Genomic DNA, 23,158 nt, shown 5'->3' on the forward strand with positions numbered 1-23,158 from the left:
GCAGCGGTCAGCGCAGGATCCCGCCGCGCGGGGTGGTCGCGGTCTCCCGCATCCGCGCGTACAGTTTGGCCTCCATCACCGCCATCTGCGCCGGATCGAAATCGACGCCGGAGCGCGGATCGGCCCGATTGACCAGTTCGTACGGGTCGCGGCGCAGGTCGTACAGCTCACGCTGGGCGGGCGCCGCGCCGTCGGGATCGAAGTACACCGAGTACTTCCAGCGCTCGTCGCGCACCGTGCGGATGTGGTTGGGCTCCTTGACGATGTTCTGCCCGTTCGGGGTGGCGGCGTTCTGATCGTCGAAGGTGAACATCACGCTGTCCTGCACCCGGGCACTCGGCGCGCCCGGATGCGCCACCGCGTCGGCGATCACCGGCGTCAGATCCGCGCCCCGGAAGATCCAGGCCTTCGGGTTCGGCACCTTGGCCAGCGACGCCAGGGTGGGCATCAGGTCCACCAGGGAGGCGAGCGCCTTGGTCGAGGTGGCCTGCGGGAACATCACCCGATTGCTCATGATGAGCGGCACCCGCAGAGTCTCCTCGTAGGCGTTGAACGCCTTCTGCCGCAGCCCGCCGTGCGACAAGCCCATCTCGCCGTGATCGGAGATGCGCAGGAACAGGGTGCGGTCGGCCACCTCCGGCCGCGCCTCGAGCGCGTCGAGCACCTGACCGAGCTGCTGGTCGACCACCTTGTGCAGGTAGGCGTAGAAGTTCACGTAGTTGTGCGCCGCACGACGGGTCGGGAGGACCCCGAGTCCGGCCCCGAGCATCACCTGCGACTGCACCTGCGCCGACGGCTTGTGGTTGCGCCGGAGGTTCTCGGCGAAGCTCGGCGGCAGCGAGATGCCCTGATGGAAGGCCTGCGGCGCCACCGAACCGTAGTTGTCGCAGTCGCCTTCGGGGCGGTCCCACGACTTCGGATACGAGAGGATGTCGTGCGGGTTGGCCAGCGACACGATCAGCGCGAAGGGCGCGTCCGACGTGTGCGCCTGGTTCCGCAGGAAGTCGACCGCCTGCGCGGTGACGGTGCTGTCGTGGTCGGCGCAGCCGCCGCCGAAGTTCGCCGTGCTGGTGTCGCCGCCGAAGTCCGGTGCGCGCCAACCGTCGAAGCCGTAGCGGGCCAGGTCCGCCGACGACGGGCTGTGCCCGTCGCTGCCCTTGCTGAGGTGCCATTTGCCGCGGTAGTGGACCCGGTAACCGGCCGAGCGCAGCAGCTTGGCCATGTTCTGCTCGTCGACGGGCAGGGTGCGCTCGGTCGGCGAGACCGTGCCGCCCTCGGTGAGCGTGTTGGTGACCCCGTGTTCGGCGGGGAACTTTCCGGTGAAGAACGTCGAGCGGCTCGGCGAGCACATCGCGGCGGCGGTGAACGCGTTCTCGAACGACAACCCGTGGTCGATCAGGCGCTGCCGGTTCGGAAGGTTGGCCTTGGCCCAGCCCTTGGGCCAGTACATCGGCTTGCGCTCCTGATCGGTGATGAACAGGATCAGATTCGGGCGCCGGACCATCTTGCCCGGCTTGGCCTGCGCGGCGCCCGTCCCCGCCGTCGTGGACGCCAGGGCCGCACCCGCGACCGCTGCTCCGGCCGCAGTGGCCAGGAAACCGCGACGGGACACGCCGGCCCCGTTGTTCGGTCCGTCATCGTGGGCAGCATGCATCGCGTGAGTCCTTCGGTTGATCCCCCAAGGCACGACAATAGGGGCGAAGAGACTTGCCTCACACCTGTTTGGCGATCTCCGAATGGGAGCTGACGCAGCGAAACCCCAGATGGGAGGTGGAACCGTCCACCTCCTGCGCGGCGCGGGCCGCGGGCCGATACCTGCGGCAGTACTCCGGAGCGCACAGGTGCGAGCCGCCCTTGATGGTGTTGCGCGGGTGCGCCGCGGCCTCGGCGCGAGCGGGGTTCGGCGCACAGCAGGACGACGGCGACGACCCGTGCGAATCGGTGGCGGCGCTGGCCGTCCACTCCCAGACATTGCCGATCAGATCGACCAATCCGTACGGGTTGGCCGGGTAGTGCCCCACCGGGCTGGTTCGCGAGAATCCGTCGGGATCGTCACTGCGCCAAGGGAAGTCGCCCTGCCAGGTGTTCGCGACCGGCACCCCCGCCGGCATCAGTTCCTCGCCCCAGGCGTAGCGCCTGCCGTCCCGGCCGCCGCGTGCCGCGCGCTCCCACTGCGCCTCGGTGGCGAGTTCTTTGCCCGCCCACCGCGCGTAGGCCCGCGCATCGGTCAGCGACACGTGCACCACGGGATGCTCGGCCAGCCCGTCGACGGTGCTGCCCGGCCCCTCCGGGCTGCGCCAGCAGGTGCCGGGGACGTAGCTCCACCAGCGGGCCGGGTCGTCGAGCGGCACCGGGCCCGGCGGCGGCGTGAAGACCAGCGAGCCGGCCACCAGCAGCGCCGGGTCGGCGTCCGGATAGTCGACGGCGTCCGGGGTCTGCTCGGCGGTGGTCAGGTACCCGGTCGCGGCGACGAAGCGTCCGAACTCCGCGACGGTCACCGGGGCCACGTCCATCCAGAACCCGTCGACCCGCTCCCGGTGCGCGGGCCGCTCCTCCCGGTAGTCGTGATCGGACCCCATCGTGAACTCCCCGGGCGGCACCCAGCGCATTCCGACGGGGCCGCCGTCGCCTGGTTCGGTCATGTCGTCGATTATCACCGGCGCGGCAGGCGATAAAATCGGTTCTTGTGACTACTCACGGTGCTATCGCCATTGGAATCGCCACGTTGACCGACGACGACGTCGTCCTGGACACCTGGTTCCCCGACCCGCACCTGACCACCGACGGCGCCGACGCCGCGGGCACCGTCGTCCTGAGCGAGGCGTACACCCCGCGCGACCTGATCGAGGCCGTCGGCGTGGACGGGGCCCGCCGGGTCCGGACCGTCGCGGTGCGCACCGTCATCGCCGATCTGCAGGCGCCGCCCGCGGACGCGCACGACGTCTACCTGCGACTGCACCTGCTTTCGCATCGTCTGGTGCCGCCGCACGGGCAGAACCTGACCGGGATCTTCGGCCTGCTCGCCAACGTGGTGTGGACCAACTTCGGCCCCTGCGCGGTGGACGGCTTCGAGGCCACCCGCGCACGCCTGCGCGCCCGCGGCACGGTGAGCGTGCACTCGATCGACAAGTTCCCCCGCATGGTCGACTACGTGGTGCCCGGCGGCGTCCGCATCGGCGACGCCGATCGCGTGCGACTGGGCGCCCACCTCGCCCCCGGCACCACCGTGATGCACGAAGGCTTCGTGAACTTCAACGCCGGCACGCTGGGCCATTCGATGGTGGAGGGCCGCATCTCCGCCGGCGTGGTGATCGGCGACGGCACCGACATCGGCGGCGGCGCCTCGACCATGGGCACCCTGTCCGGCGGCGGCAAGGAGATCATCTCCCTCGGCCGACGCTGCCTGCTCGGCGCGAACTCCGGGTGCGGCATCCCGCTGGGCGACGACTGCGTGGTGGAGGCCGGGCTGTACATCACCGCCGGCACCAAGGTGACCGGCCCGGACGGCAAGGTGGTCAAGGCCCGCGAGCTGGCCGGCCGCAACAATCTGCTGTTCCGGCGCAATTCGCAGACCGGGACCGTGGAGGTCGCCGCGTCCCATGGGGACGGCATCGCCCTGAACGAGGCCCTGCACGCCAACGACTGACCCTGGTCCCCCCTGCCGGTCCCCCCTCGACGGGGCCGCCGTTCGCGTCGCTCAGACACGTTCGCGGCGGTCCCGTCCGACGCGAACGCGCCCGAGCGGCGCGGGCGTGGCCGAGCGGCGCGGGCGTGGCCGAGCGGCGCGGGCGTGTCAGGCCAGGCGGGCGACGGCGGCGTCGACGCGTTCGTCGGTGGCGGTGAAGGCCATCCGGATGTGGCGGGCACCGCGCGGTCCGTAGAACTCGCCGGGGGCCACCAGGATGCCGCGGGCGGCGAACCAGTCCACCGTGGCGCGGGAATCCTCGCCTCGCGTGGCCCACAGGTACAGGCCGGCCTCGGAATCGTCGAGGGTGAAACCCGCCCCTTCCAGTGCGATCCGGAGCTTGTCCCGACGCACCCGGTAGCGCTCGCGCTGTTCGTTGACGTGCACGTCGTCGTCCAGCGCCGCCACCATCGCACCCTGCACCGGGAACGGCACGATCATCCCGGCGTGCTTGCGCACGGCGAGGAGCTCGGCGATCAGCGCCCGGTCGCCGGCGAGGAAGCCCGCCCGGTACGACGCGAGGTTGGACACCTTGGACAGCGAGTGCACCGCGATCAGGCCGGTGTGGTCGCCGCCGCACACGGCCGGGTCCAGGATCGACACGGCCGGGCTGTCCCAGGCCAGGCCGAGATAGCACTCATCGGAGACCACCACGACGCCGCGTTCGCGCGCCCAGGCGACCACCTTGCGCAGATGGTCCACCGGCAGCACCTTGCCGGTCGGGTTCGACGGCGAGTTCAGGAACAGCAGGGCCGGGGTCTCCGGACCGACGGCCACCGTCGAGTCCGCACGCAGCACGCGCGCACCGGCGAGCAGCGCACCGACCTCGTACGTCGGGTAGGCCACCTCGGGGATCACCACGAGTCCACCGGCGGGCACGCCCAACTGCGCGGGCAGGCCCGCGATGGCCTCCTTGGTGCCGATCACCGGAAGGATCGCCGACTCGTCGAGTCCGTCGATGCCGAATCGCCGACCGAGCGCCGCCGCGGCCGCTTCCCGCAGCTGCGCGGTGCCGACCGTCGCCGGGTAGCCCGGAAACTCCGAGGAGTCCGCGAGGGCCTGTCGGATGATCGGATCCACCGGATCCACCGGGGTGCCGACGGAGAGGTCGACGATCCCGCCCGGATGGGCGCTCGCCGTCGCCTTCGCCTCGTCCAGCGAGTCCCACGGGAAATCGGGCAGCGTGGCGCTGACCGGGCGCAGGAGATCGGCCACGCTAGGCTTCTTCGCCCATCGGCGGCAGGTTCTTGATGAACGGCGGGTCGTAGTCCACCTTGCCGACCTTGCTGGCGCCGCCGGGCGAGCCCAGGTCGTTGAAGAAGTCGACGTTGGCCGCGTAGTACGGCTCCCACTCGTCGGGGACGTCGTCCTCGTAGAAGATGGCCTCCACCGGGCACACCGGTTCGCAGGCACCGCAGTCCACGCACTCGTCGGGCTGGATGTACAGCATCCGCCCGCCCTCGTAGATGCAGTCCACCGGACACTCTTCGACGCAGGCCCGATCGAGCACATCCACACACGGCTCGGCGATGATGTAGGTCACGACGTCTCTCCTCTTCACACACGCCAGTTCTCCGGGTCGAGGGCTGATCGCACCGGAGAGTCTCGGACAACCAGTACAGACTATCGGTCCCGGACCCGGCGTCACTAACTCAGTGGAGCCCGCTAGGCCCGCCACCGGCGCGAACTTATGCGCAGCCTGAGAATAAGGCCGTGAGACGAGCCACCTCTTGCCGGAATTAATACCCCCTAGGGTATTGTTGAGCGCAACGAGGAGGCATTCATGAGAATTGTTGTTGTCGGCGGCGTCGCCGGCGGAATGAGCGCCGCGGCCCGAGCCCGACGGTTGGACGAGAACGCGGAGATCATCGTCTTCGAACGCGGCGAACACCCGTCGTTCGCCAACTGCGGCCTGCCGTATTACGTGAGCGGCGAGATCACCGAGCGGTCCGATCTGCTGGTGCAGACGCCCGAGTCACTGCGCGAGGCGCTCGACATCGACGTGCGGATCCAGCACGACGTGATCGCGGTGGATCCGCAGGCGCGCACCGTCCAGGTGCGCAACGCGGCCGGCGTGGAGACCGTGAGCTACGACGCCCTGGTGCTCTCCCCCGGCGCCTCGGCCATCCGCCCGCCGCTGCCCGGACTCGACTCCCCACGCGTGCAGACCCTGCGCACCGTCGGCGACGCCGTGCGGATGCGCGAGTCCGTCGATGAGGGCGCCACGCGCGCCGTGGTCCTCGGCGCGGGCTTCATCGGCCTGGAGGCGGCCGAAGGCCTGCGGATGCAGGGCCTGGCCGTGGACGTGGTGGAACTGGCCCCGCACGTGCTGCCGCCGCTGGAGACCGAGATCGCAGCGCGGATCAGCGCCGAGCTGACCGCGATGGGCATCACCGTCCACGAAGGCATCGGTGCCGCCTCCGTCGAGACCGGCGCCGACGAGGACGTCGTCGTGCTCGCCGACGGCACCCGCATCCCGGCCGACGTGATCGTGCTGTCGGTGGGCGTGCGCCCCGACACCGAGGTCTTCGTCGCCGCGGGCATCGACAACGATCGCGGTGCGCTCATCGTCGACGAGCACGGACGCACCAACCTCGACGGCATCTGGGCCGTCGGCGACGCGGTGATCTCCACCGACCGGGTGACCGGAGTGCGCCGCCCGGTGGCGCTCGCTGGCCCGGCCAATCGCGCCGGACGCCTGGTGGCCGACCACATTGTCGCCCCCGAGACCGCCCGCCCCATCCCCCAGCCGGTGGGCACCGCCATCGTGCGCGTCGGCTCGCTGACCGCGGCCCTGACCGGGGCCAACCGCAGCGCCCTGGACGCCGCGGGCATCGACTACCGCACCATTCACCTGCACGCGGACAATCACGCCGGCTACTTCCCCGGCGCCGTCCAGATGAGCCTGCTGCTGCACCTGCGCAGCTCCGACGGGCTGATCCTGGGCGCGCAGGGCGTGGGCCCGGACGGCGTGGACAAGCGGATCGACGTCTTCGCCACCGCCATCGCCAACCAGATGACCGGCCCGGAGCTGATCGACCTGGATCTGGCCTACGCGCCGCCCTACGGCTCGGCGAAGGACCCGGTGAACCTGGCCGGCATGATCGCCGAGAACGTGCTCGACGGCGAACTGAAGCTTTGGTACGCCGAGCAGGTCGACGAGCCCGGCTACCTGCTGCTCGACACGCGCAGCCAGGAGGAATACGACGAGGGCCACCTGCCCGGCGCGCTCCTGGTGCCGCACGTGCAGGTGCGCGAGCGCCTCGACGAGATCCGCGAGGCCGCAGCCGGCCGGCCGATCCGGGTGTACTGCGCCAGCGGCAAGCGCAGCTACCTGGCGTACCGGATCCTGCGGCAGTCCGGCCTGACCGCGGCCAACCTGTCCGGCGGCATGCTCACGCTGCGCGCGGCGCGCGGCGACCTGTTCGCCTGACCTTCCCCATCCACCCCAGACAACCGTCGATCGCCCCGATCGTCATCACCCTCGAGGAGAGAACACATGTGCCAGCAAGCCACCTGCAAGACCTGCGGCAAAGTCACCTGGCGCGGCTGCGGCCAGCACGTCGACCAGGTCATGCGCGGCGTGCCCGCCAGCAAGCGCTGCCCGGGTCACGAGAAGGCGCCCGGCCGCTTCGCCAAGCTGTTCGGCGCTCGCTGAGCCGAGCCCGGCCCCCAGCGGGCCGATGAGCCCTCGCGTCCGGCGCGGCCCCCGAGGGGGTCGCGCCGGAGGCGTATCTAGTCGATGACCGCCAGCGTCGGTCGGGCGGCGACGGGCGAGTCGACGCGACCGTACTCGGTGGTCCGCTGGCGGGGTGTGCGCCCGATGCCCTCGACGATCTCGTGCAGCTCCGCGACGGTCTTCTCCGAGCCGTGCGCCGAGCCCGCCATCCGCGAGATGGTCTCCTCCATCAGGGTGCCGCCGAGGTCGTCGGCGCCGCCGCGCAGCATGGCGCGCGTGCCCTCAACACCGAGCTTGACCCAGCTCGTCTGAATGTGGTCGATCCGGCCGTGCAGCATGATCCGGGCCAGCGCGTGCACGGCCCGGTTGTCGCGCCGGGTGGGCCCCGGTCGCGCGGCGCCGGCCAGGTACAGCGGCGACGACTGGTGCACGAACGGCAGCGGCACGAACTCGGTGAAACCGCCGGTGCGGTCCTGAATGTCGCGCAGCACGTTCAGGTGCCCCACCCAGTGCCGGGGCGAGTCGACGTGGCCGTACATCATCGTCGAACTCGACCGCAGCCCCACCTCGTGCGCGGTGGTGATCACGTCGATCCACGAGGCGGTCGGCAGCTTGCCCTTGGTGAGCACCCACCGCACCTCGTCGTCGAGGATCTCGGCGGCGGTGCCGGGGATGGAGTCCAGCCCCGCCTCCCGCAGACCGGTCAGCCAGTCGCGGATCGATTCGCCCGAGCGCGCGGCCCCGTTGACCACTTCCATCGGACTGAACGCATGCACGTGCATCGACGGCACGCGGGCCTTGACCGCGCGCACGATGTCGGCGTACCCGGAGGCGGGCAGCTCGGGATCGATGCCGCCCTGCATGCAGACCTCGGTGGCGCCGGCCAGGTGCGCCTGGAAGGCCCGGTCGCCCACCTCGTCGGTGGACAGCGTGAACGCGTCCGCATCGCCCTTGCGCTGCGCGAAAGCACAGAACCGGCAGCCCGTGTAGCAGATGTTGGTGAAGTTGATGTTCCGGTTCACCACGTAGGTGACCTCGTCGCCGACCTCCTCGGCGCGGATCGAATCCGCCAGTGCGGCAAGGGCCTCGAGCCCGTCACCGTCGGCCGTCGCCAACGTCAGGTACTCCTCGTCGGACAGGCCCGCCGGATCGTTCTCGGCGCGCGCCAGCGCGCCGGCCACCTCCGAGTCCAGCCGTCGCGGTGCCCCCTGATCGCCGAGCGCGAGCACCTGCTCCCGGACGGTGTCCCAGTCGCCGAAGGCGCTGCCGAGGTCACTGCGCGTGTCGGTGTTGCGGCCGTCGACGTCGATGTCGGTGTTCAGGTCGACGCGCCCCGACGAGGCCCACTCCTCGTCCGGTTCCTGCCACGGCAGCCCGACCGGCAGCACCTCGCGTGCCAGGCCGGTGACCGGATCGGCCAGCGCCGCCACGTGCCCGGCGATCCGCGGGTCGATCCACGGCTGCCCGGCCAGCACATAGCGCGGCTGGGCCGCGACGCGCTCGGTGAGCGTGTAGCCGCCGGCGGCGGTGATGCGGGCCAGGTCGTCGAGGTTGGGCCACGGCCGTTCCGGGTTCACATGGTCCGGGGTCAGCGGCGAGACGCCGCCCCAGTCGTCCACGCCCGCGGCGATCAGCGCGCGACACTCGTTCTCCGATACCAGGTTCGGCGGAGCCTGAATCCGCATGGCGGGTCCGAGCAGGAGCCTGGCCACCGCCACCGAGGCGAGGAACTCGCTCATCTCCGCGTCCGGCGCGGCCCCCATCGCGGTGTCCGGCTTGGCGCGGAAGTTCTGCACGATCACTTCCTGCACGTGCCCGAAAGCCTTGTGCACCTTGCGGATCTCCAGGATGGAGTCGGCGCGCTCGACCCGCGTCTCCCCGATCCCCACCAGGATCCCGGTGGTGAACGGCACCGACAGGCGACCGGCGTCGACCAGCACGCGCGCCCGCACCAGCGGGTCCTTGTCCGGGCTGCCGTAATGGCATTCGCCCTTGTCGGTGAACAGCCGCCGCGCGGTGGTCTCGAGCATCATGCCCATCGACGGGGCCACCGGCTTGAGGCGGTTGATCTCCTCCCAGCTCATCACGCCGGGGTTCAGGTGCGGCAGCAGCCCGGTCTCCTCCAGCACCCGGATCGCCGCCGCGCGCACATAGTCCAGCGTCGAGTCGTAGCCGCGCTCATCGAGCCACTGCGCCGCGGCCGGCCAGCGGTCCTCCGGCCGGTCGCCGAGGGTGAACAGCGCCTCCTTGCAGCCCAGGGCCGCGCCCTGGCGCGCCAACGCCACCACCTCGTCGAGTTCGAGGAAGGCGCCCTGGCCGGCGCGGGCGAGCTTGCCCGGCACCGTGACGAACGTGCAGTAGTGGCAGCGGTCCCGGCACAGTCGGGTCAGCGGGATGAAGACCTTGCGCGAGTAGCTGATCTGCCCGGCGCGTCCTTCGGCCTCGAGACCGGCGTCGCGGACACGCGCGGCGGCCTCGCAGAGCGCGGTGAGGTCGTCGCCGCGGGCGGCCATCAGGACCGCGGCCTCATCGTGGTTGAGGGTCACTCCGTCGCGAGCCCGACGAAGAGCGCGCCGCAGCGCCGAGGGAGTCGGATCGGCTTCGAGGGTCACACGACCCACTGTAGACAGCCGCGCATTCGTCCGGCAGTCGGGCGGCGTTACCGCAGACGGGCGGCCACCGAGGCGGGCAGACCGAGGCCGAACAACAGCATCAGCAGCATCGGCAGCCCGGTGATCCACCCGGGGAATCCGCCGGGGACGGGGGCCATCGCGACGATCATCACCAGCCCCGACACCGCGAGCGGCGCGTACTTGGCCGGGGAGTCGGTGTACTGCGCGGCCAGCCAGACCAGGCCGACATTGCCCGCGCCCACCAGCAGGGCGGTCACCGGGAACGGCACCGGGCCCACGGAGATCATCAGGAAGGCGCAGCACAGCACCGTCAGCACACCGGCGGCCAGCGTGACGAGCGCGAGCTCGAGTCGTTCGCTCCAGGTCACGGCAGGCCCGCGAACAGGTCGGTCTCCGGCGGCTGCCCTGCGGCGGCATCCACACGCAGGAAGTGCTCCGTCGGCAGGATCGGTTGCACGATGTCGTTGCTCAACGCGAACTCGGTGCCCGACGGGGCCACGGTGATCTGAGTGGCGTGGGCGGCCAAGCCGGCGACCTTGGCGGCGTAGGCGTCGGAGACGTCCACGGTGGCCCCGATCTGCTCGTCCGGATAGCTGGCCAATTCCCCCGGTCGGGGATGGCGCCAGCCGGCGGGCAATTCCGCGATCCGGGCCTGCCCGGCGGCCAGCGCACCGGCCGCGGTCACCGCCTCGTACACCTTGGGGCGGCGACCCAGCTCGGCGACGGCCGAACCGATCGCCAGGTGCGAGATCTCGTGCACCCGCATGTGGTCGGGATGGCCGTAGGTGCCGGCGACGTCGTAGGTGACGATCACCTGGGGATCGAAGGCGACGATCTCCGCGGCCAGGGTCTGCGCCAGCAGGTCGGCGTCGGCCTGCACCAGCGCGCGCGGGTGCTCGGCCGACGGGGTGCCCGCCATGCCCGAGTCGCGCCATCGACCGGCCCCGCCGAGGAACCGCGGGCGCACCGGGGCCCGGCCGGGCGGCGTGAGGGCGGCCAACGCCGCGGACAGCTCCCCGATGCGGAAGCCGCCGAGTTGATCGGCCCGGTCTGCCACCAGGTGGGCCCACTCGTCGCCGATCACCTCGCCCTCCTCCCCGAGGGTGAAGGTCAGCACGCGCACGTCCACGCCGGCGGCCAGGTAGTGGGCGATGGTGCCGCCGGTCATGATCGACTCGTCGTCCGGATGGGCGTGCAGCACCAGCAGGCGACGACCTGTCGACGGGCCGGTCACGACTGCCGCCAGGCGACGGCGTCGCCGAAGATTCCCACCTGCATGGGGCCGGTCACCGGCACCCCGCTCACCTTGTCGGTGACGGCGACGAACACCGAATCCTGGTAGATCGGCAGGTACACCGCCTGCGCCGCCAGCAGCGGCTCGGCGGAGGTCAGCGTGGCCGTCGGACTCGACTCGGTCATGGCGGCCGAGGCCAGCGCGATCAGCTGCGGATCGCACAGGCCGGAGATGTTGCCGATGTAGCTCGCATCCGGATCGGACTTGCCACGATCGTCGGTGCCCGACGGCGCGGGTGCGCCCGCCGACCCGGTCGGGGTGGGCAGCACGCTGTGATCGACCGCCGGATCGGCTTCCGGTTCGACGGTGTGCGCGCCCGATTCGGTACCCGCGGGCGGCTCCTGGCAGCCCACCTGGGAGGCCAGCGCCGTCGCCGGGTCGATGCCCGCCGAACCCCAGCCGACCACGAGATCCACCTCGGCGGCGGTCAGCGCCTGACCGTACAGCTCGGTGTTGCTCAAGCCACGGACCACCGCTCGCACCCCTTGGCCACGCAACTGGTCGGCGATGTTCTCCGCCGCCGACATGGTGCGCTGATCGGTGTTGGTGGCACCGATGCGCACCACCAGCGGGACCCCGTCCTTGAGATAGGGCGCCACGCCGAACGGCAGTTCCGGCACGTCCTTGACGGCCGTGGTGGTCGGCGGAGTGGTGGTCGACGGAGTGCCGGTGCTGGGCGCCGCACTCGACGGGGCGGGCGAACCGCTCACGTCGGGGGTCTTGGGGGCGGGCCGCTCGCGCGGCACGCCGCGGACATAACCCGCCGAGGTGAGCCACTGCTGCACCTGATCGGCGGTCGGCCGCGAACGCGTCACCGGGAAGTAGCCGCGCTGGGACGGCGCGTAGACGGTGTTGGCGAACGGGGTCACCACGTCGTCCCCTGCCGCCGCGGCGGTGAGGACACTGCCGTTGAGCATGCCGAGCACCGCCTGCCGGACCGGCAGCGCCTCCATCACCGGGGCGCGGGTGTTCAGGTTCACGCCGAGCGTCCGGGTGGCCGGCTGGCGATCACTGCGGACCCCCGGGATCGCCGAGATCTCGGCGGCGCTGGCGGCGCCGGCGGTCAGCGCCGCCACATCGGTGTCGCCGTTGCGGACGGTCTGCGCCATCTGCGGCAGCGTGCCCGCCCGGCGCAGCACCACCTGGTCCAGCGCCGGCGGCGTGCGCCAGTACCGGTCGTTGCGGATGAGGCGGACCTCGTCGCGAGCCCGGTCGATCGAGTAGACCGAGAACGGTCCGGCCGTGACCGGCTTACCGCGGTCCATGCCGGTCTGGAAGCCGGTCGGGTCCGAGCGCAGCTTGTGGCTGGGCAGCAGGTTGGTGAACAGTTCCCGCCACGCCGGGTACTCGTCGAAGAAGGTCACCGCGACCACCTTGCCGCCGCCCGAGGTCTGCACGTTCTTGATCGCTCGATAGCCGGCCTGCCCGACGACGTTGGGCTGGCGGGCCATCTGCTGCCAGAGGTAGGCGAAGTCGTCGCCGGTCACCGGCAGACCGTCGGACCACTGGGCGTCGTTCACCAGCTGGTAGGTCACCGTGAACGGCTCGGTGCTGGTGACCTCCGCGGAGGTCAGCAGGACGTCGTTGAGCCGCCAGACCTCCCCGGTCGGGGTGCGTTGGGGGACGAAGGCGCTCGGCAGCGTCATCGCCGCGATGGCCGTGGTCACCACGCTCTGGTCGGCGCCCAGGTGCGGATTGAATCCGGCGCCGATCCCGTCGGTGGCCAGGTACACGGTCCGCTCGTCCGGGTACTCGTTGGGTGTGGGAGTCTGCAACGTCTCCCGCACCGGCGGAGGCGGATCGCTCATGCAGGCGGTCGCGGTCAGGGCGACCAGACCGGCCACCGCGGCCACCGTGCTACGACGCCCGAACCGCGCCCACCAGCTCATCGACACTCCTCGTCAGGCGTTTGCGTCGCGTGCCTTCGCGCGCGAGCGCTCCCGGGCACGAGTCGTGCTGTCCAAGTTGACCTTACGCACGCGCACCACCTCGGGCGTCACCTCGACGCACTCGTCGACGGCGCAGAACTCCATCGCGGCTTCCAGATCGAGCTCCATCGGCTTGGCCAGGGTCTCCATCACGTCGGCCGACGACTGACGCATGTTGGTGAGCTTCTTTTCGCGCGTGGCGTTGATGTCGAGATCCTCCAGGCGCGGGTTGATCCCGACCACGTGGCCCTCGTAGGTGTCGTCGCCGGGGTGCACGAAGAAGGTGCCGCGGTCGGCGAGCTGAATCATCGCGAACGGGGTGACCGAACCGGCGCGGTCGGACACCAGCGAACCGGTGTGGCGGGCGCGGATCTCACCGGCCCACGGCGCGTACTCGGCGAACACCGCGTTGGCGATGCCGGTGCCGCGCGTCTCGGTCATGAAGTCGGTACGGAAACCGATCAGACCGCGCGAGGGCACGGTGAACTCCATCCGCACCCAGCCGGAGCCGTGGTTGTTCATCTGGTCCATGCGGCCCTTGCGGGCGGCCAGCAGCTGGGTGACCGAGCCGAGGTACTCCTCGGGCACGTCGATGGTCAGGTGCTCGAACGGCTCGTGCACCTTGCCGTCGACCTTGCGGGTCACCACCTGCGGCTTGCCGACGGTCAACTCGAAGCCCTCGCGGCGCATCTGCTCGACGAGGATGGCCAGGGCCAGCTCACCGCGGCCCTGCACCTCCCACGCGTCCGGGCGACCGATGTCCTCCACGCGCAGCGAGACGTTGCCGATCAGTTCGCTGTCCAGGCGGTCCTTGACCATCCGGGCGGTGAGCTTGTGCCCCTTCACCCGGCCGGCCAGCGGCGAGGTGTTGGTGCCGACGATCGCCGAGATGGCCGGCTCGTCGACGGTGATGCGCGGCAGCGGCACCGGGTCAGCGGCGTCGGCGAGGGTGTCACCGATCATGATCTCCGGCATGCCGGCCACGGCGACGATGTCGCCGGCGACGGCCTCCTCGGCGGGCGCGCGGTCCACGCCGACGGTCTGCAGCAGTTCGGTGATCTTCGACTTCTCGATCACCGGCTGGCCGTCCACCTCGCGGCACCACGCGACGGTCTGACCCTTGCGGAGGGTGCCGTTGTGGATGCGGACCAGGGCCAGACGGCCGAGGAAGGGCGAGGCGTCGAGGTTGGTCACGTGCGCCTGCAGCGGCGCGGCGATGTCACCCTTGGGCGCGGGGATCTTGTCGATCAGGACGTCGAAGAGCGGATCGAGGTTGTCGCCGTCGGGCACCTCGCCGTTGGCCGGTTCGGTGGTGCTGGCGATGCCCGCGCGCCCGGAGGCGAACAGCACCGGCAGTTCCAGCGCCAGTTCGGCGGCCTCGGCGGCCTCGTCGTCCAGATCCGAGGCCAGGTCGAGCAGCAGGTCCTGCGACTCGGTGACGATCTCGCTGATGCGCGCGTCGGGACGGTCGGTCTTGTTGACCACCACGATCACCGGCAGCGAGGCGGCCAGCGCCTTGCGCAGCACGAAGCGGGTCTGCGGCAGGGGGCCCTCGGAGGAGTCCACCAGGAGCACCACACCGTCGACCATCGAGAGCGCACGCTCCACCTCGCCGCCGAAGTCGGCGTGGCCGGGGGTGTCGATGACGTTGATGACGTACTCGGTGCCGTCGGGCTGGCGACGGTGCACGGCGGTGTTCTTCGCGAGAATGGTGATGCCCTTCTCGCGTTCGAGGTCTCCGGAGTCCATCACGCGGTCGACGAGTTCGGCGCGCTCGCCGAACACGCCGGACTGGCGCAGCATCGCGTCGACCAGGGTGGTCTTACCGTGGTCGACGTGCGCCACGATCGCGACGTTGCGGAAGTTGGTGACTAGGCTCACTGAAGGTCTCTCTCGCTCTCTTTGTTTTCACCCGCCCTCGCATGGCTGCGAAACACGGAGTGAAAATTAACCTCATCAGGTTACCCGTAGCGCACCCGCCCGCGCGATCCGCCGACCCGTGGGCGCGGCCGCGAGGGGCGTAATGTCGAGGCATGGGCAAACCGGACCCGGCGAAGGTCGCACACCTGAAGCCGAAGAAGAAGTGCTGCAAGAAGAGCACCCGGTGCCTGCGCTGCCCGGTGGTGGTGCACCGCATGGGCAAGCTCGATCTGGAGCACATGTCCAAGAAGCAAGCGCGCAAGGCGCTCAAGAAGGCTCGCCTGAATCCTGCCTGCGAAGGTAAGTGAGCAATTCCGGCACCCACGCGGTGTCGGCGGGCACCAGCACGCCGGACTCCGCCATCGCCGCCAACCGATCGGCATCCACCCAGGTCAGGCCGTGATGCTCGACGGCCCGCGGGACACCGTCGAGCACCCTCGCCCAGTGGGCCACCAGGGTGAGGTCGGCGCGCAGCGGCACCTGCTCGCTCAGGGCTGCACCCACCGCGACGGTCACCGCCAGTTCCTCGGCCAGTTCCCGCACCAACGCCTGCTCGGCCGTCTCGCCGGGCGCCAGCTTGCCGCCGGGCAGTTCCCACAGCCCGGCGACGTCGGCGGGATAGGACCGCTGCGCCAGCAGCAGCTCCGCCCCGGCGCCGCTCGGCGCGGGCCGGATCACCGCGCCGGCTACGACGAATCTCACAGTCCGATCACCCCCACATGACTCGGATCGAGCCGCAGCGAGACGGTTTCGCCGACCTCGACGGCCCGTTCGGCCACCGCGTCGATCTCGCCGAGCGCCTCGGTGCGCACCCGCAGGCGCAGCCCCGACGGCAGCGCGGCGACGTGGGTGACCACCCCGGTCGGGGCGGCCGGGGTGGCGGGGGCGGCCGGTTCCGCGCGCACCGACTCCGGTCGCAGCGCCAGGCGGCAGCGGCCGGGCGGCAGCGCCCCGAAGGTCGCCGCTTCGAGGTCGCCGAGCGGGGTCCGCAGGGCCTCCCCCACCGCCTGGGCGTCGATGTGCAGCGTGGCGCCGAGGAAGTCGGCCACCCACTCGTCGGCCGGGCGTCGCCACAGCCGGGTGGGGGTCCCGCTCTGCACGATGGCACCCGCCCGCATCACCGACACCTCGTCGGCCAGGAGCGCGGCCTCGGCACGGTCGTGGGTCACCACCACGGTGGGAGTCGCGGCCGCCCGCACGATGTCGCCGATGGCGAAGGCCAGTTCCTCGCGCAGCCGCGCGTCGAGGGCGGCGAGCGGTTCGTCGAGCAGGAGCAGCCGGGGCCGCGGCGCCAGCGCCCGGGCGAGCGCCACTCGCTGGGCCTGGCCGCCGGACAGTTCGGTGACGCGCCGTTCGGCGATGTCGGGCAGCTGCACCAGGTCCAGCATCTGCCGCACCCGCTCGTCGATCTGCGCGCGCGACCACCGGCGACGCCGCAGGCCGTAGGCGACGTTCTGGCCCACGGTGCGACCGGAGAAGAGCTGACCGTCCTGGAAGACCACCCCGAAGTCGCGGCGGTGCACCGGCACGTGGGCCAGATCCCGACCGTCCCAGGTGATGGCGCCGCGGACGAGCGGCTCCAGACCGGCGATGGCACGCAGCAGGGTCGACTTCCCACAGCCGGAGGGGCCGAGCAGCGCCGACACCGGACTGTCCTCGGAGCCGACGGCCCAGTCGAGGCCGTCGAGCACGGTCCGGGCGCCGTAGCCGACGGTGACGTCGCGCAGACGCAGCACACTCATCGCCGTCCCCCGATCGCGGCCTGCGCGCCACGCGGCGCGGCGAGTTCGACGAAGAAGACCACCACAGCGCTCACGGCGACCAACAGTACGGAGGCCGCCATCGCGGCGGCCAGGTTGTCCGCGCCCGGCCGCCCCATCAGGGAGCCGATGAGCACCGGGAGGGTGGTGGTGTCGCCCTGCGCCAGGAACGTGGTGGCCCCGAACTCACCCATCGCCATCACGAATGCGAAACCTGCTGCGGCGCAGAGCGATCGGCCGATCATCGGCAGGTCGACGGTCCAGAACACGCGCGCCGGACCGGCCCCGAGCACCGCGGCCGCATCGCGACGGCGCTGCGGCACCTCGGCCAGGGCCGGCACCATCATGCCGATGACCACCGGGATCGCGATGAGCGCCTGAACGGCCGGGATCAGCAACGGCGACATCCCCACCTCCCGCGGCAGGTAGGTGGAGAGCACCACGTAGCCGAAGCCGAGGGTCACCGCGCTCACGCCGAGCGGCAGGATCGCCAGTGCCCCACCGACTTTCGCGACCGTGTCCCGGCGACGCGTCATCACGACCGCCGCGATCAGGCCCACCGCGAGCGCGATGGCCATCGCCGCGACCGCACTGGTGACCGAGTACCAGAGCGAGTCGACGATGCTGACCGACGAGGCATCGTCGAACAGCACGCGGTAGCCGCCCATCGACCACTCGCCGCCCGGGCGCAACGACCGCACCACCAGCGAGCCGATGGGCACCACCAGCCAGACGACCGTCCAGATCAGCACCCCGGCCACCGCGAGGATCGCCCACCCGCGCGGTCGGCGCCGGTGGCCGCCCCGATCGCTGGTCGCCGGCGTCGACCGGCCCAGCACCCGGGCCAGGATGAGCGCCGCCACCACGAGCAGGATCTGCAGGAACGACAGCGACACCGCTTCGGGGATGCGGAAGTAGCCCACGCCCTGCTGGTAGATCTCGGTTTCCAAGGTCCGCACCCGGCCGTCGCCGAGCACTACGATGACGCCGAAACTGGTGGAGCAGAACAGGAAGACCAGGGCGGCCGCCGCCGCGACCGCGGGCAGCAGGCGCGGTGCGACGACGTCGAGAAAGGCCCGCCACGGCGACGCCCCGAGGGTGCGGGCGGCCACGACCGCCTGCGGATCCACCTGCAGCCAGACCGCCGAGACCACCCGCACCACCACGGCGACGTTCAAGAAGATGTGCGCCAGCAGGATGGCCCCCAGGCCCGAGTCGAGGCCGAGCCCGTCGAGCGGGCCGGTGCCCAGCGCGCGGAAGGCGACGCCGACCACGACGGTCGGCAGCACGAACGGCAGGGTCACCACCACCCGCAGCAGCAGCATGCCGGGCAGGTCCACGGTGGCCACCAGCCAGACGATCGGCGCGGCGACCAGGACCGCCAGCACCGCCGAGGCCGCCGCCATGCCGACGGTGACGCCCAGCAGTTCCCACGCCTGCGTGCGCTGCCAGGCAGCCCACGGCGAGACCGCGTCGGCATCGTCGAAGGCCCGCTTGGCCAGCGCCGCCAGCGGCGCGAGGAACAGCGCCGCGACGAACAGCAGCGGCACCAGGGCGACCGCTGCGCCCAGCACCCGCCGACCGGTCCGTCCGCGCGGCGGCGCGGAGTCCACGGGGGTCATCGGCGCACGGTCGCGCGCCAATCCTTCAGCCAGGCTTCCCGATTGGCGTTGATGTACTGCGGCGACATCGTCACGGTGTACTGCGGCGCCGGAGCGCGCAGACGCCAGTCCTGCGGCAGCGGGGTGCCGTTGCGCACCGGGTAGACGTACATGGACGTCGGCAGCGCGGCCTGCACCTGCGGTCCGAGCATCCAGTCGATCACCTTGTGCGCGCCGTCGACGTTGGCCGCGCCGCGCAGCACGCCGATGTACTCGATCTGGGCGAAGCAGCCCGACAGCAGCGCCCGCGTCCCCGGTGTCGCGGCCGGCGAACTCGCATACGAGACGACGATCGGCTTGGTGCCGTGGCCTTCACCGGCGCTGAACAGCTGGTTGTAGGCGATCTCCCAGCCGGAGACCACCTGCGCGCCGTTGTCCATCAGCGCGCGCCAGTAGTCCGGGGCCTTGTCCCGGTAGGTGCCGATGGTGGCGAGCAGGAAGCTCATTCCCGGGGACGAGGTCGCCGGGTCGAGCAGGACCAGCTGGTTCGCGTACCGCGGGTCCTTCAGGTCGTCGAGTCCGGTCGGCGCGGGAATGTCCTCGCGGTCGAACCACTGCTCGTCGATGTTGATGCACACGTCACCGTGGTCGATCGCCGTCAGCTCGTTCGCCGTATCGGGCACCGCGTAGCGATCGGCGCCCTCGGCGGCGAGCGGCGAGGTGTACGGATCCAGCGCCCCGGCCTCGATCGGCCGAGCGGCGAAGGTGTTGTCGATGCCGAAGACCGCGTCGCCCTTCGGTTTGCCCGCGCTGAGCGAGACCACCGAGGACAACTGCCCGGCGTCGCCGGACTTGACGAAGTTCACCTTCAGCCCCGACTCCTGCTCGAACTCGGCGATCAGGTTCGGGGGCAGATCGAACGAGTTGTGGGTCAATACCGTGACCGTCGAATCCGACGAGCCGCTGGTGCATGCGGTGAGCGTCGCCAACAGCGCCCCGACGGCGATGAGCGCCACGGGTGTACGGCGGGACAGCTTCTTCACAAGAAGTCTCCTGACAGAGGCGGGTGCGGGCAGATGTCCATCCGACCGATGAGGAATCTACCGAGTTCGGGGCGCGGACGACACCCCGGATTCCCGACCATCCCACACATCACTTTGGTAACACTGGCCCCATTGGGCTCAGTAGTTTCCGAGAAGTGCGGTTACACTCGCCCGAGACCGTTGTCGACCGTTAGGAACATCGCTGTGCGCACTGTTCGCACCCGCCGCACCCGCGTGGCCCCCGCGTCGCTGGCCGCACTGTCGCTGGCCGCGACGATGGCCTTCACCACCCCGGCCGCGTACGCCGAGCCCGGTACCGGCGCACCCCAGTCCGATCAGGCCCAGATCGATCAGGCCCAGGACCTCCCCATCCCCGACGCCGAGAACGCACCCAAGGTGGATCAGCGCGTGCTCGACGCCCTGGGCGCCGTCGCGCCGGCACTGATCGGCTCGGTCGCCACCCGCGACTCCGACGGCCAGGTGAACACCCAGCTGCTCGCCGACGTGCGGGCGATGGCCGACAACCCGCTGCTGCCGGCCGAAGCCGCCGACACCTTCCGCGCGCTGATCGACTTCCTCGGCGAGCCCGGCGCCACCGAGGCTGCTGCGGTGCACGCCCGCGAGGATGCGGCCCTGTCCACCCCGGCCGCCAAGGACGACGACGCGCCGAACCTGCCGAGCGGACCGAACAAGCCCCGCATTCAGCAGTTCCTGTACCCGACCCTGGGCCTGGGCTGCATGCCCGGCAACGGCAACTCGGTGGGCATGGCCCTGGTGACCGCGGGCCCGCAGAAGGCGCCCGCCCCCGGCCCCAAGCGCGGCCAGGCCGGCTACGTCTACACCAGCCTCGGCACCGGCGTCGCGCAGAAGAACACCGCGCGCTCGCTCTGGGTCTCCTGGCTGAACATCGACAACGGCCGCACCGGCCAGCAGCGACTGCTGCCCAATCCCAAGATCAACGCGGTCAAGGGCCCGGGCACCTTCACCGCCATCGCCAACACCGGTCGCGGCCGGATCGTCTCGACCATTCACGGCGATGTGACCACCAAGATCAAGGGCAAGCGCATCACCTGCGGCATCGCCCCGACGATCGGCACCGCGATCATCTGATCGCCCATTCGCCCAGCTCAACGGGCCCCGACTCCCCACGGAGCCGGGGCCCGTCGGCATCGGTCCACCGCCGGGCCGTCGACCCTTGCACCTGAGAATCTCCTGCGGGTCGCGATCAGGTCACGGGACGGACTCGGCGACTTGCAATCAGATCACAGGGCTGTTGTTCTTTAACATAAGCACCATTAGTCCCATCTGTTTCAGCTTTCCTGTGAGGAGCTCCGCCGTGGCCGCACGCCTTCGACCCGCCGCTCGTACCGGCATCATCGCCATGGCCGTCGCGGTCGCCGCCGCCCTCGCCGGCACCGGCCCCGCCCACGCGGAACCGACCATGCCGTCGCTGGGCACCGGCGTGCTCGAGGCGCTGTCCCTCGGCCAGATCCCGTTCGACACCGAACTGGCCGACGCCCTGCGCACCCTCAAGTCGTCCGGCGCCGACCAGCAGGCACTCGAAGCCCTGCAGGCCATCCTCGGCGCCGAAGGACAGCCCGACCTGATGACGCTGCTGCCCGGCGGCGACCCCGCCAACCCCGGCACGCCCGACCCCGCCGCCCCGGCGACGCCGGACACTCCCGACCCGGCCGCACCCGCCGAACCCACGCCCACCGAGCCCGCGGTCGAACTGCCGCAACCGGCGCCGGCCGCCGCGCACGACGTGGACAATCCGCTGGGCACGGCGGGTACCGGCCTGCAAGCCCTGGAACGCCTGACCGGCGCCAAGGCGCTGACCCCGGCGTTCGCCCCCTTCTGCGCCACCCCCACCGACGACAATCCGCTCGGGCTGGTCACCGCACCGGCGGTCGGCTTCCCCGGCCCGTTCCCCAAGGTGGGCAATCAGACCGCGGGCGAAGCACTGAGCCAACTGCTCGACGGCCTCGGCATCGGTGCGATCGGCGATCTGCTCGACAAGAATCAGGACCTCGCCGAGATCACCTCCGCGTTGACCGCCGACCAGACCGCCTACGCGCTCCTGCCGCCGGCCGGGCACACCGGTGACCGATTCCAGGTCGCCTGGTTCAACACCGCGAGCATGAAGGGCGGCATGGCCGACCTGAAGCCGGTCGCCGAGATCACCAACTCCGCCGCGCTGCAGGCGCTGACGAAGTCGGCACCGATCCGCATGGCGCGCGTCGACACCGGGCAGGGCTCGATCCTCACCGCGGTCTTCGGCACCACCACCCACGCCGGGCGCACCTGCTACTTCCTGCCCGCGGTCGGCGTCGTCGAGACCCCTGCCTCCTGACCCTCCCGTGACCCGCGGCCGCCGTCGGCCCGCACCCCCGTCGCTCCCCTGATCGAACAGAGAACGCCCATGAGCCCCCGCCGTCCCCTCCCTCACTCTCCTCGGCTGCGCAAGAGCCTCGCGATCGCCACGGCCGCGGCCGCCGTCGCCGCCGGCGGGGCGTTGACGGCCACGCACGCCTTCGCCGATCCGGAGACCACGCAATCGGCACAGTCCGTGCCGGGTCAGACGCCGGGCGCGGTGTACGTCAACCAGCAGCTGCCCCAGGGCAGCCTCCCCGCCGCCGCAGCGTCCGGTCAGCGCTACAGCTACTGGACCACCGGCGTCGACGACAGCCTGCACCTGGCGATCGCCACCATCCTCGAGCCCAAGGGCAAGGCTCCCGCGGGCGGATGGCCGGTGGTGGTCAACGCTCCCGCCGGGTACGGCGTCGCCGAGAACTGCAATGCCTCCACCACCCCGGCCGCGAGCGCTCGGGACACCGTCGCCGCGTTGCTGCGCAACGGCTTCGCGGTGATCACCCCCGACTACGGCATGGTCGGCGCCGGCACCTCCCCGCAGTACCTCGACCACGCGGTGACCGCACGCAATCTGCTCGACGCCGTGCTGGCCGGTGTGGTGGTCGACGGCTCGGTGGCACCGCAGTGGGCGGTGCTGGGCGAGGCCCAGGGCGCGGCCGCGGCCATCGAGCTGGCCCGCAAGGGCACCCAGTGGCAGGGCGACGACCTCGACTTCCAGGGCGCCGTCGCCACCAGCATCCCGGCCGGCATCGACGTGTTGGTCAGCGGCCTGACCCCCACCTCGCCCGCGGTCTCCGAGTCGATCACCGCCGACGTGATCTACGCGCTGGCCTCCCTGGAGGCCGCCGACGTGGCCTCGGTGCTCTCCCCCACCGGCAAGCAACTCGTCGCCAAGGCTCAGACGATGTGCGCCCCGGCGCTCCGCTCGGCGGTCAAGGGCGTCGCCCTCGGCGATCTGGTCAGCAAGTCCGTGGCCTCCAGCCCGAAGCTCGCGGCCTCACTCAAGCGCTCGCTCGCCCTCTCGCGCAACGGCTTCAGCCGGCCCCTGATGCTCAGTCAGACCCTGCAGAACGACGCCAACCAGGTGCACGAGGCCCTGCGCTTCCTGGCCGATGCGCAGCTGTCCAGCAACAAGGTCACCTCGAAGACGTACTTCACGCCCGACGCCGCCGACGGCGCGCGTCAGGAGCGCACCGCCGTTCTCGGCTACCTCGACGACCTGTTCTGAGCGGCTCGGCCCGG

General features: G+C 71.1%; 20 protein-coding genes. 7 read left to right on the plus strand and 13 right to left on the minus strand.

The window, feature by feature from the left end; translation table 11 throughout:
- Positions 1-7: 7 nt before the first annotated feature.
- The gene (locus ACFFJD_RS05290) at positions 8-1,654 is read right to left on the minus strand and encodes a sulfatase family protein (RefSeq protein WP_382361892.1); all 1,647 of its coding nucleotides are present in this window, start codon (positions 1,652-1,654) and stop codon (positions 8-10) included.
- Between the two features lie 58 nt (positions 1,655-1,712).
- A complete protein-coding gene (locus ACFFJD_RS05295) occupies positions 1,713-2,642 on the minus strand; it encodes a formylglycine-generating enzyme family protein (protein ID WP_382361894.1) in 930 nt (309 codons plus the stop codon).
- A 44-nt stretch (positions 2,643-2,686) separates the two neighbouring features.
- Between ACFFJD_RS05295 and dapD the strand changes: the two genes are divergently transcribed.
- Entirely contained in the window at positions 2,687-3,646 is a 960-nt protein-coding gene (gene dapD / locus ACFFJD_RS05300; RefSeq protein WP_382361896.1) for a 2,3,4,5-tetrahydropyridine-2,6-dicarboxylate N-succinyltransferase, read from the plus strand.
- A gap of 147 nt (positions 3,647-3,793) precedes the next feature.
- Here dapD and dapC read toward each other — a convergent pair whose 3' ends face one another.
- Positions 3,794-4,900, minus strand: a complete 1,107-nt coding sequence (gene dapC / locus ACFFJD_RS05305; protein WP_382361898.1) for a succinyldiaminopimelate transaminase — start codon at positions 4,898-4,900, stop codon at positions 3,794-3,796.
- A 1-nt stretch (position 4,901) separates the two neighbouring features.
- Positions 4,902-5,228 (minus strand): ferredoxin, encoded by a 327-nt coding sequence (fdxA, locus tag ACFFJD_RS05310; protein WP_382361900.1) that lies wholly within the window; start codon positions 5,226-5,228, stop codon positions 4,902-4,904.
- 240 nt (positions 5,229-5,468) lie between these two features.
- On the opposite strand from fdxA, the gene ACFFJD_RS05315 reads away from it, so the two are divergent.
- Both ACFFJD_RS05315 and ACFFJD_RS05320 read left to right on the plus strand, forming a co-directional pair.
- A complete protein-coding gene (locus tag ACFFJD_RS05315) occupies positions 5,469-7,118 on the plus strand; it encodes an FAD-dependent oxidoreductase (protein ID WP_382361902.1) in 1,650 nt (549 codons plus the stop codon).
- 66 nt (positions 7,119-7,184) lie between these two features.
- Positions 7,185-7,343, plus strand: a complete 159-nt coding sequence (locus ACFFJD_RS05320) for a DUF8730 family Cys-rich protein (protein WP_382361904.1) — start codon at positions 7,185-7,187, stop codon at positions 7,341-7,343.
- A 77-nt stretch (positions 7,344-7,420) separates the two neighbouring features.
- Here ACFFJD_RS05320 and ACFFJD_RS05325 read toward each other — a convergent pair whose 3' ends face one another.
- The 5 genes from ACFFJD_RS05325 to typA are packed head-to-tail and all read right to left on the minus strand — an operon-like array spanning position 7,421 to position 15,100.
- On the minus strand, positions 7,421-9,994 hold the full coding sequence (locus ACFFJD_RS05325; protein ID WP_382361983.1) for a bifunctional FO biosynthesis protein CofGH: 2,574 nt from the start codon (positions 9,992-9,994) through the stop codon (positions 7,421-7,423).
- 29 nt (positions 9,995-10,023) lie between these two features.
- Positions 10,024-10,365: a hypothetical protein gene (locus ACFFJD_RS05330; protein ID WP_382361906.1), complete on the minus strand. Its 342-nt coding sequence runs from the start codon at positions 10,363-10,365 to the stop codon at positions 10,024-10,026.
- Entirely contained in the window at positions 10,362-11,231 is an 870-nt protein-coding gene (gene mshB / locus ACFFJD_RS05335; protein ID WP_382361908.1) for an N-acetyl-1-D-myo-inositol-2-amino-2-deoxy-alpha-D-glucopyranoside deacetylase, read from the minus strand. Before mshB ends, ACFFJD_RS05330 begins: the two co-directional genes overlap by 4 nt.
- Positions 11,228-13,180 (minus strand): ABC transporter family substrate-binding protein, encoded by a 1,953-nt coding sequence (locus tag ACFFJD_RS05340; protein ID WP_382361910.1) that lies wholly within the window; start codon positions 13,178-13,180, stop codon positions 11,228-11,230. The genes mshB and ACFFJD_RS05340 overlap by 4 nt, the downstream gene beginning before the upstream one ends.
- A 12-nt stretch (positions 13,181-13,192) precedes the next feature.
- A complete protein-coding gene (gene typA / locus ACFFJD_RS05345) occupies positions 13,193-15,100 on the minus strand; it encodes a translational GTPase TypA (protein ID WP_382361912.1) in 1,908 nt (635 codons plus the stop codon).
- Between the two features lie 152 nt (positions 15,101-15,252).
- Here typA and ACFFJD_RS05350 point away from each other — a divergent pair, with 152 nt between their 5' ends.
- The gene (locus ACFFJD_RS05350; protein WP_382361914.1) at positions 15,253-15,447 is read left to right on the plus strand and encodes a hypothetical protein; all 195 of its coding nucleotides are present in this window, start codon (positions 15,253-15,255) and stop codon (positions 15,445-15,447) included.
- Here the strand turns inward: ACFFJD_RS05350 and ACFFJD_RS05355 are convergent.
- Genes ACFFJD_RS05355 through ACFFJD_RS05370 form a run of 4 tightly spaced genes read right to left on the minus strand, consistent with a single transcriptional unit; the run spans position 15,407 to position 19,543 of the window.
- Positions 15,407-15,841 (minus strand): (deoxy)nucleoside triphosphate pyrophosphohydrolase, encoded by a 435-nt coding sequence (locus tag ACFFJD_RS05355; protein ID WP_382361915.1) that lies wholly within the window; start codon positions 15,839-15,841, stop codon positions 15,407-15,409. The genes ACFFJD_RS05350 and ACFFJD_RS05355 overlap by 41 nt on opposite strands.
- A complete protein-coding gene (locus ACFFJD_RS05360) occupies positions 15,838-16,881 on the minus strand; it encodes an ABC transporter ATP-binding protein (RefSeq protein WP_382361917.1) in 1,044 nt (347 codons plus the stop codon). The genes ACFFJD_RS05355 and ACFFJD_RS05360 overlap by 4 nt, the downstream gene beginning before the upstream one ends.
- On the minus strand, positions 16,878-18,521 hold the full coding sequence (locus ACFFJD_RS05365) for an ABC transporter permease (RefSeq protein WP_382361919.1): 1,644 nt from the start codon (positions 18,519-18,521) through the stop codon (positions 16,878-16,880). The genes ACFFJD_RS05360 and ACFFJD_RS05365 overlap by 4 nt, the downstream gene beginning before the upstream one ends.
- Complete coding sequence (locus tag ACFFJD_RS05370; RefSeq protein ID WP_382361921.1) at positions 18,518-19,543, minus strand: thiamine ABC transporter substrate-binding protein; 1,026 nt, start codon at positions 19,541-19,543, stop codon at positions 18,518-18,520. The genes ACFFJD_RS05365 and ACFFJD_RS05370 overlap by 4 nt, the downstream gene beginning before the upstream one ends.
- 204 nt (positions 19,544-19,747) lie before the next feature.
- Here ACFFJD_RS05370 and ACFFJD_RS05375 point away from each other — a divergent pair, with 204 nt between their 5' ends.
- The 3 genes from ACFFJD_RS05375 (at position 19,748) to ACFFJD_RS05385 (ending at position 23,144) form a co-directional block, all read left to right on the plus strand.
- Positions 19,748-20,653 carry an Rv1157c family protein gene (locus ACFFJD_RS05375; RefSeq protein ID WP_382361923.1) on the plus strand — a complete coding sequence of 302 codons (906 nt, stop codon included), beginning with the start codon at positions 19,748-19,750 and terminating at the stop codon, positions 20,651-20,653.
- Positions 20,654-20,879: 226 nt separating this feature from the next.
- Entirely contained in the window at positions 20,880-21,896 is a 1,017-nt protein-coding gene (locus tag ACFFJD_RS05380) for a hypothetical protein (protein ID WP_382361925.1), read from the plus strand.
- Between the two features lie 69 nt (positions 21,897-21,965).
- Entirely contained in the window at positions 21,966-23,144 is a 1,179-nt protein-coding gene (locus tag ACFFJD_RS05385; RefSeq protein WP_382361927.1) for an alpha/beta hydrolase, read from the plus strand.
- The last annotated feature ends 14 nt before the right edge of the window (positions 23,145-23,158 follow it).

It is taken from the genome of Gordonia phosphorivorans (assembly GCF_042432625.1).
GTDB lineage: Bacteria > Actinomycetota > Actinomycetes > Mycobacteriales > Mycobacteriaceae > Gordonia > Gordonia phosphorivorans.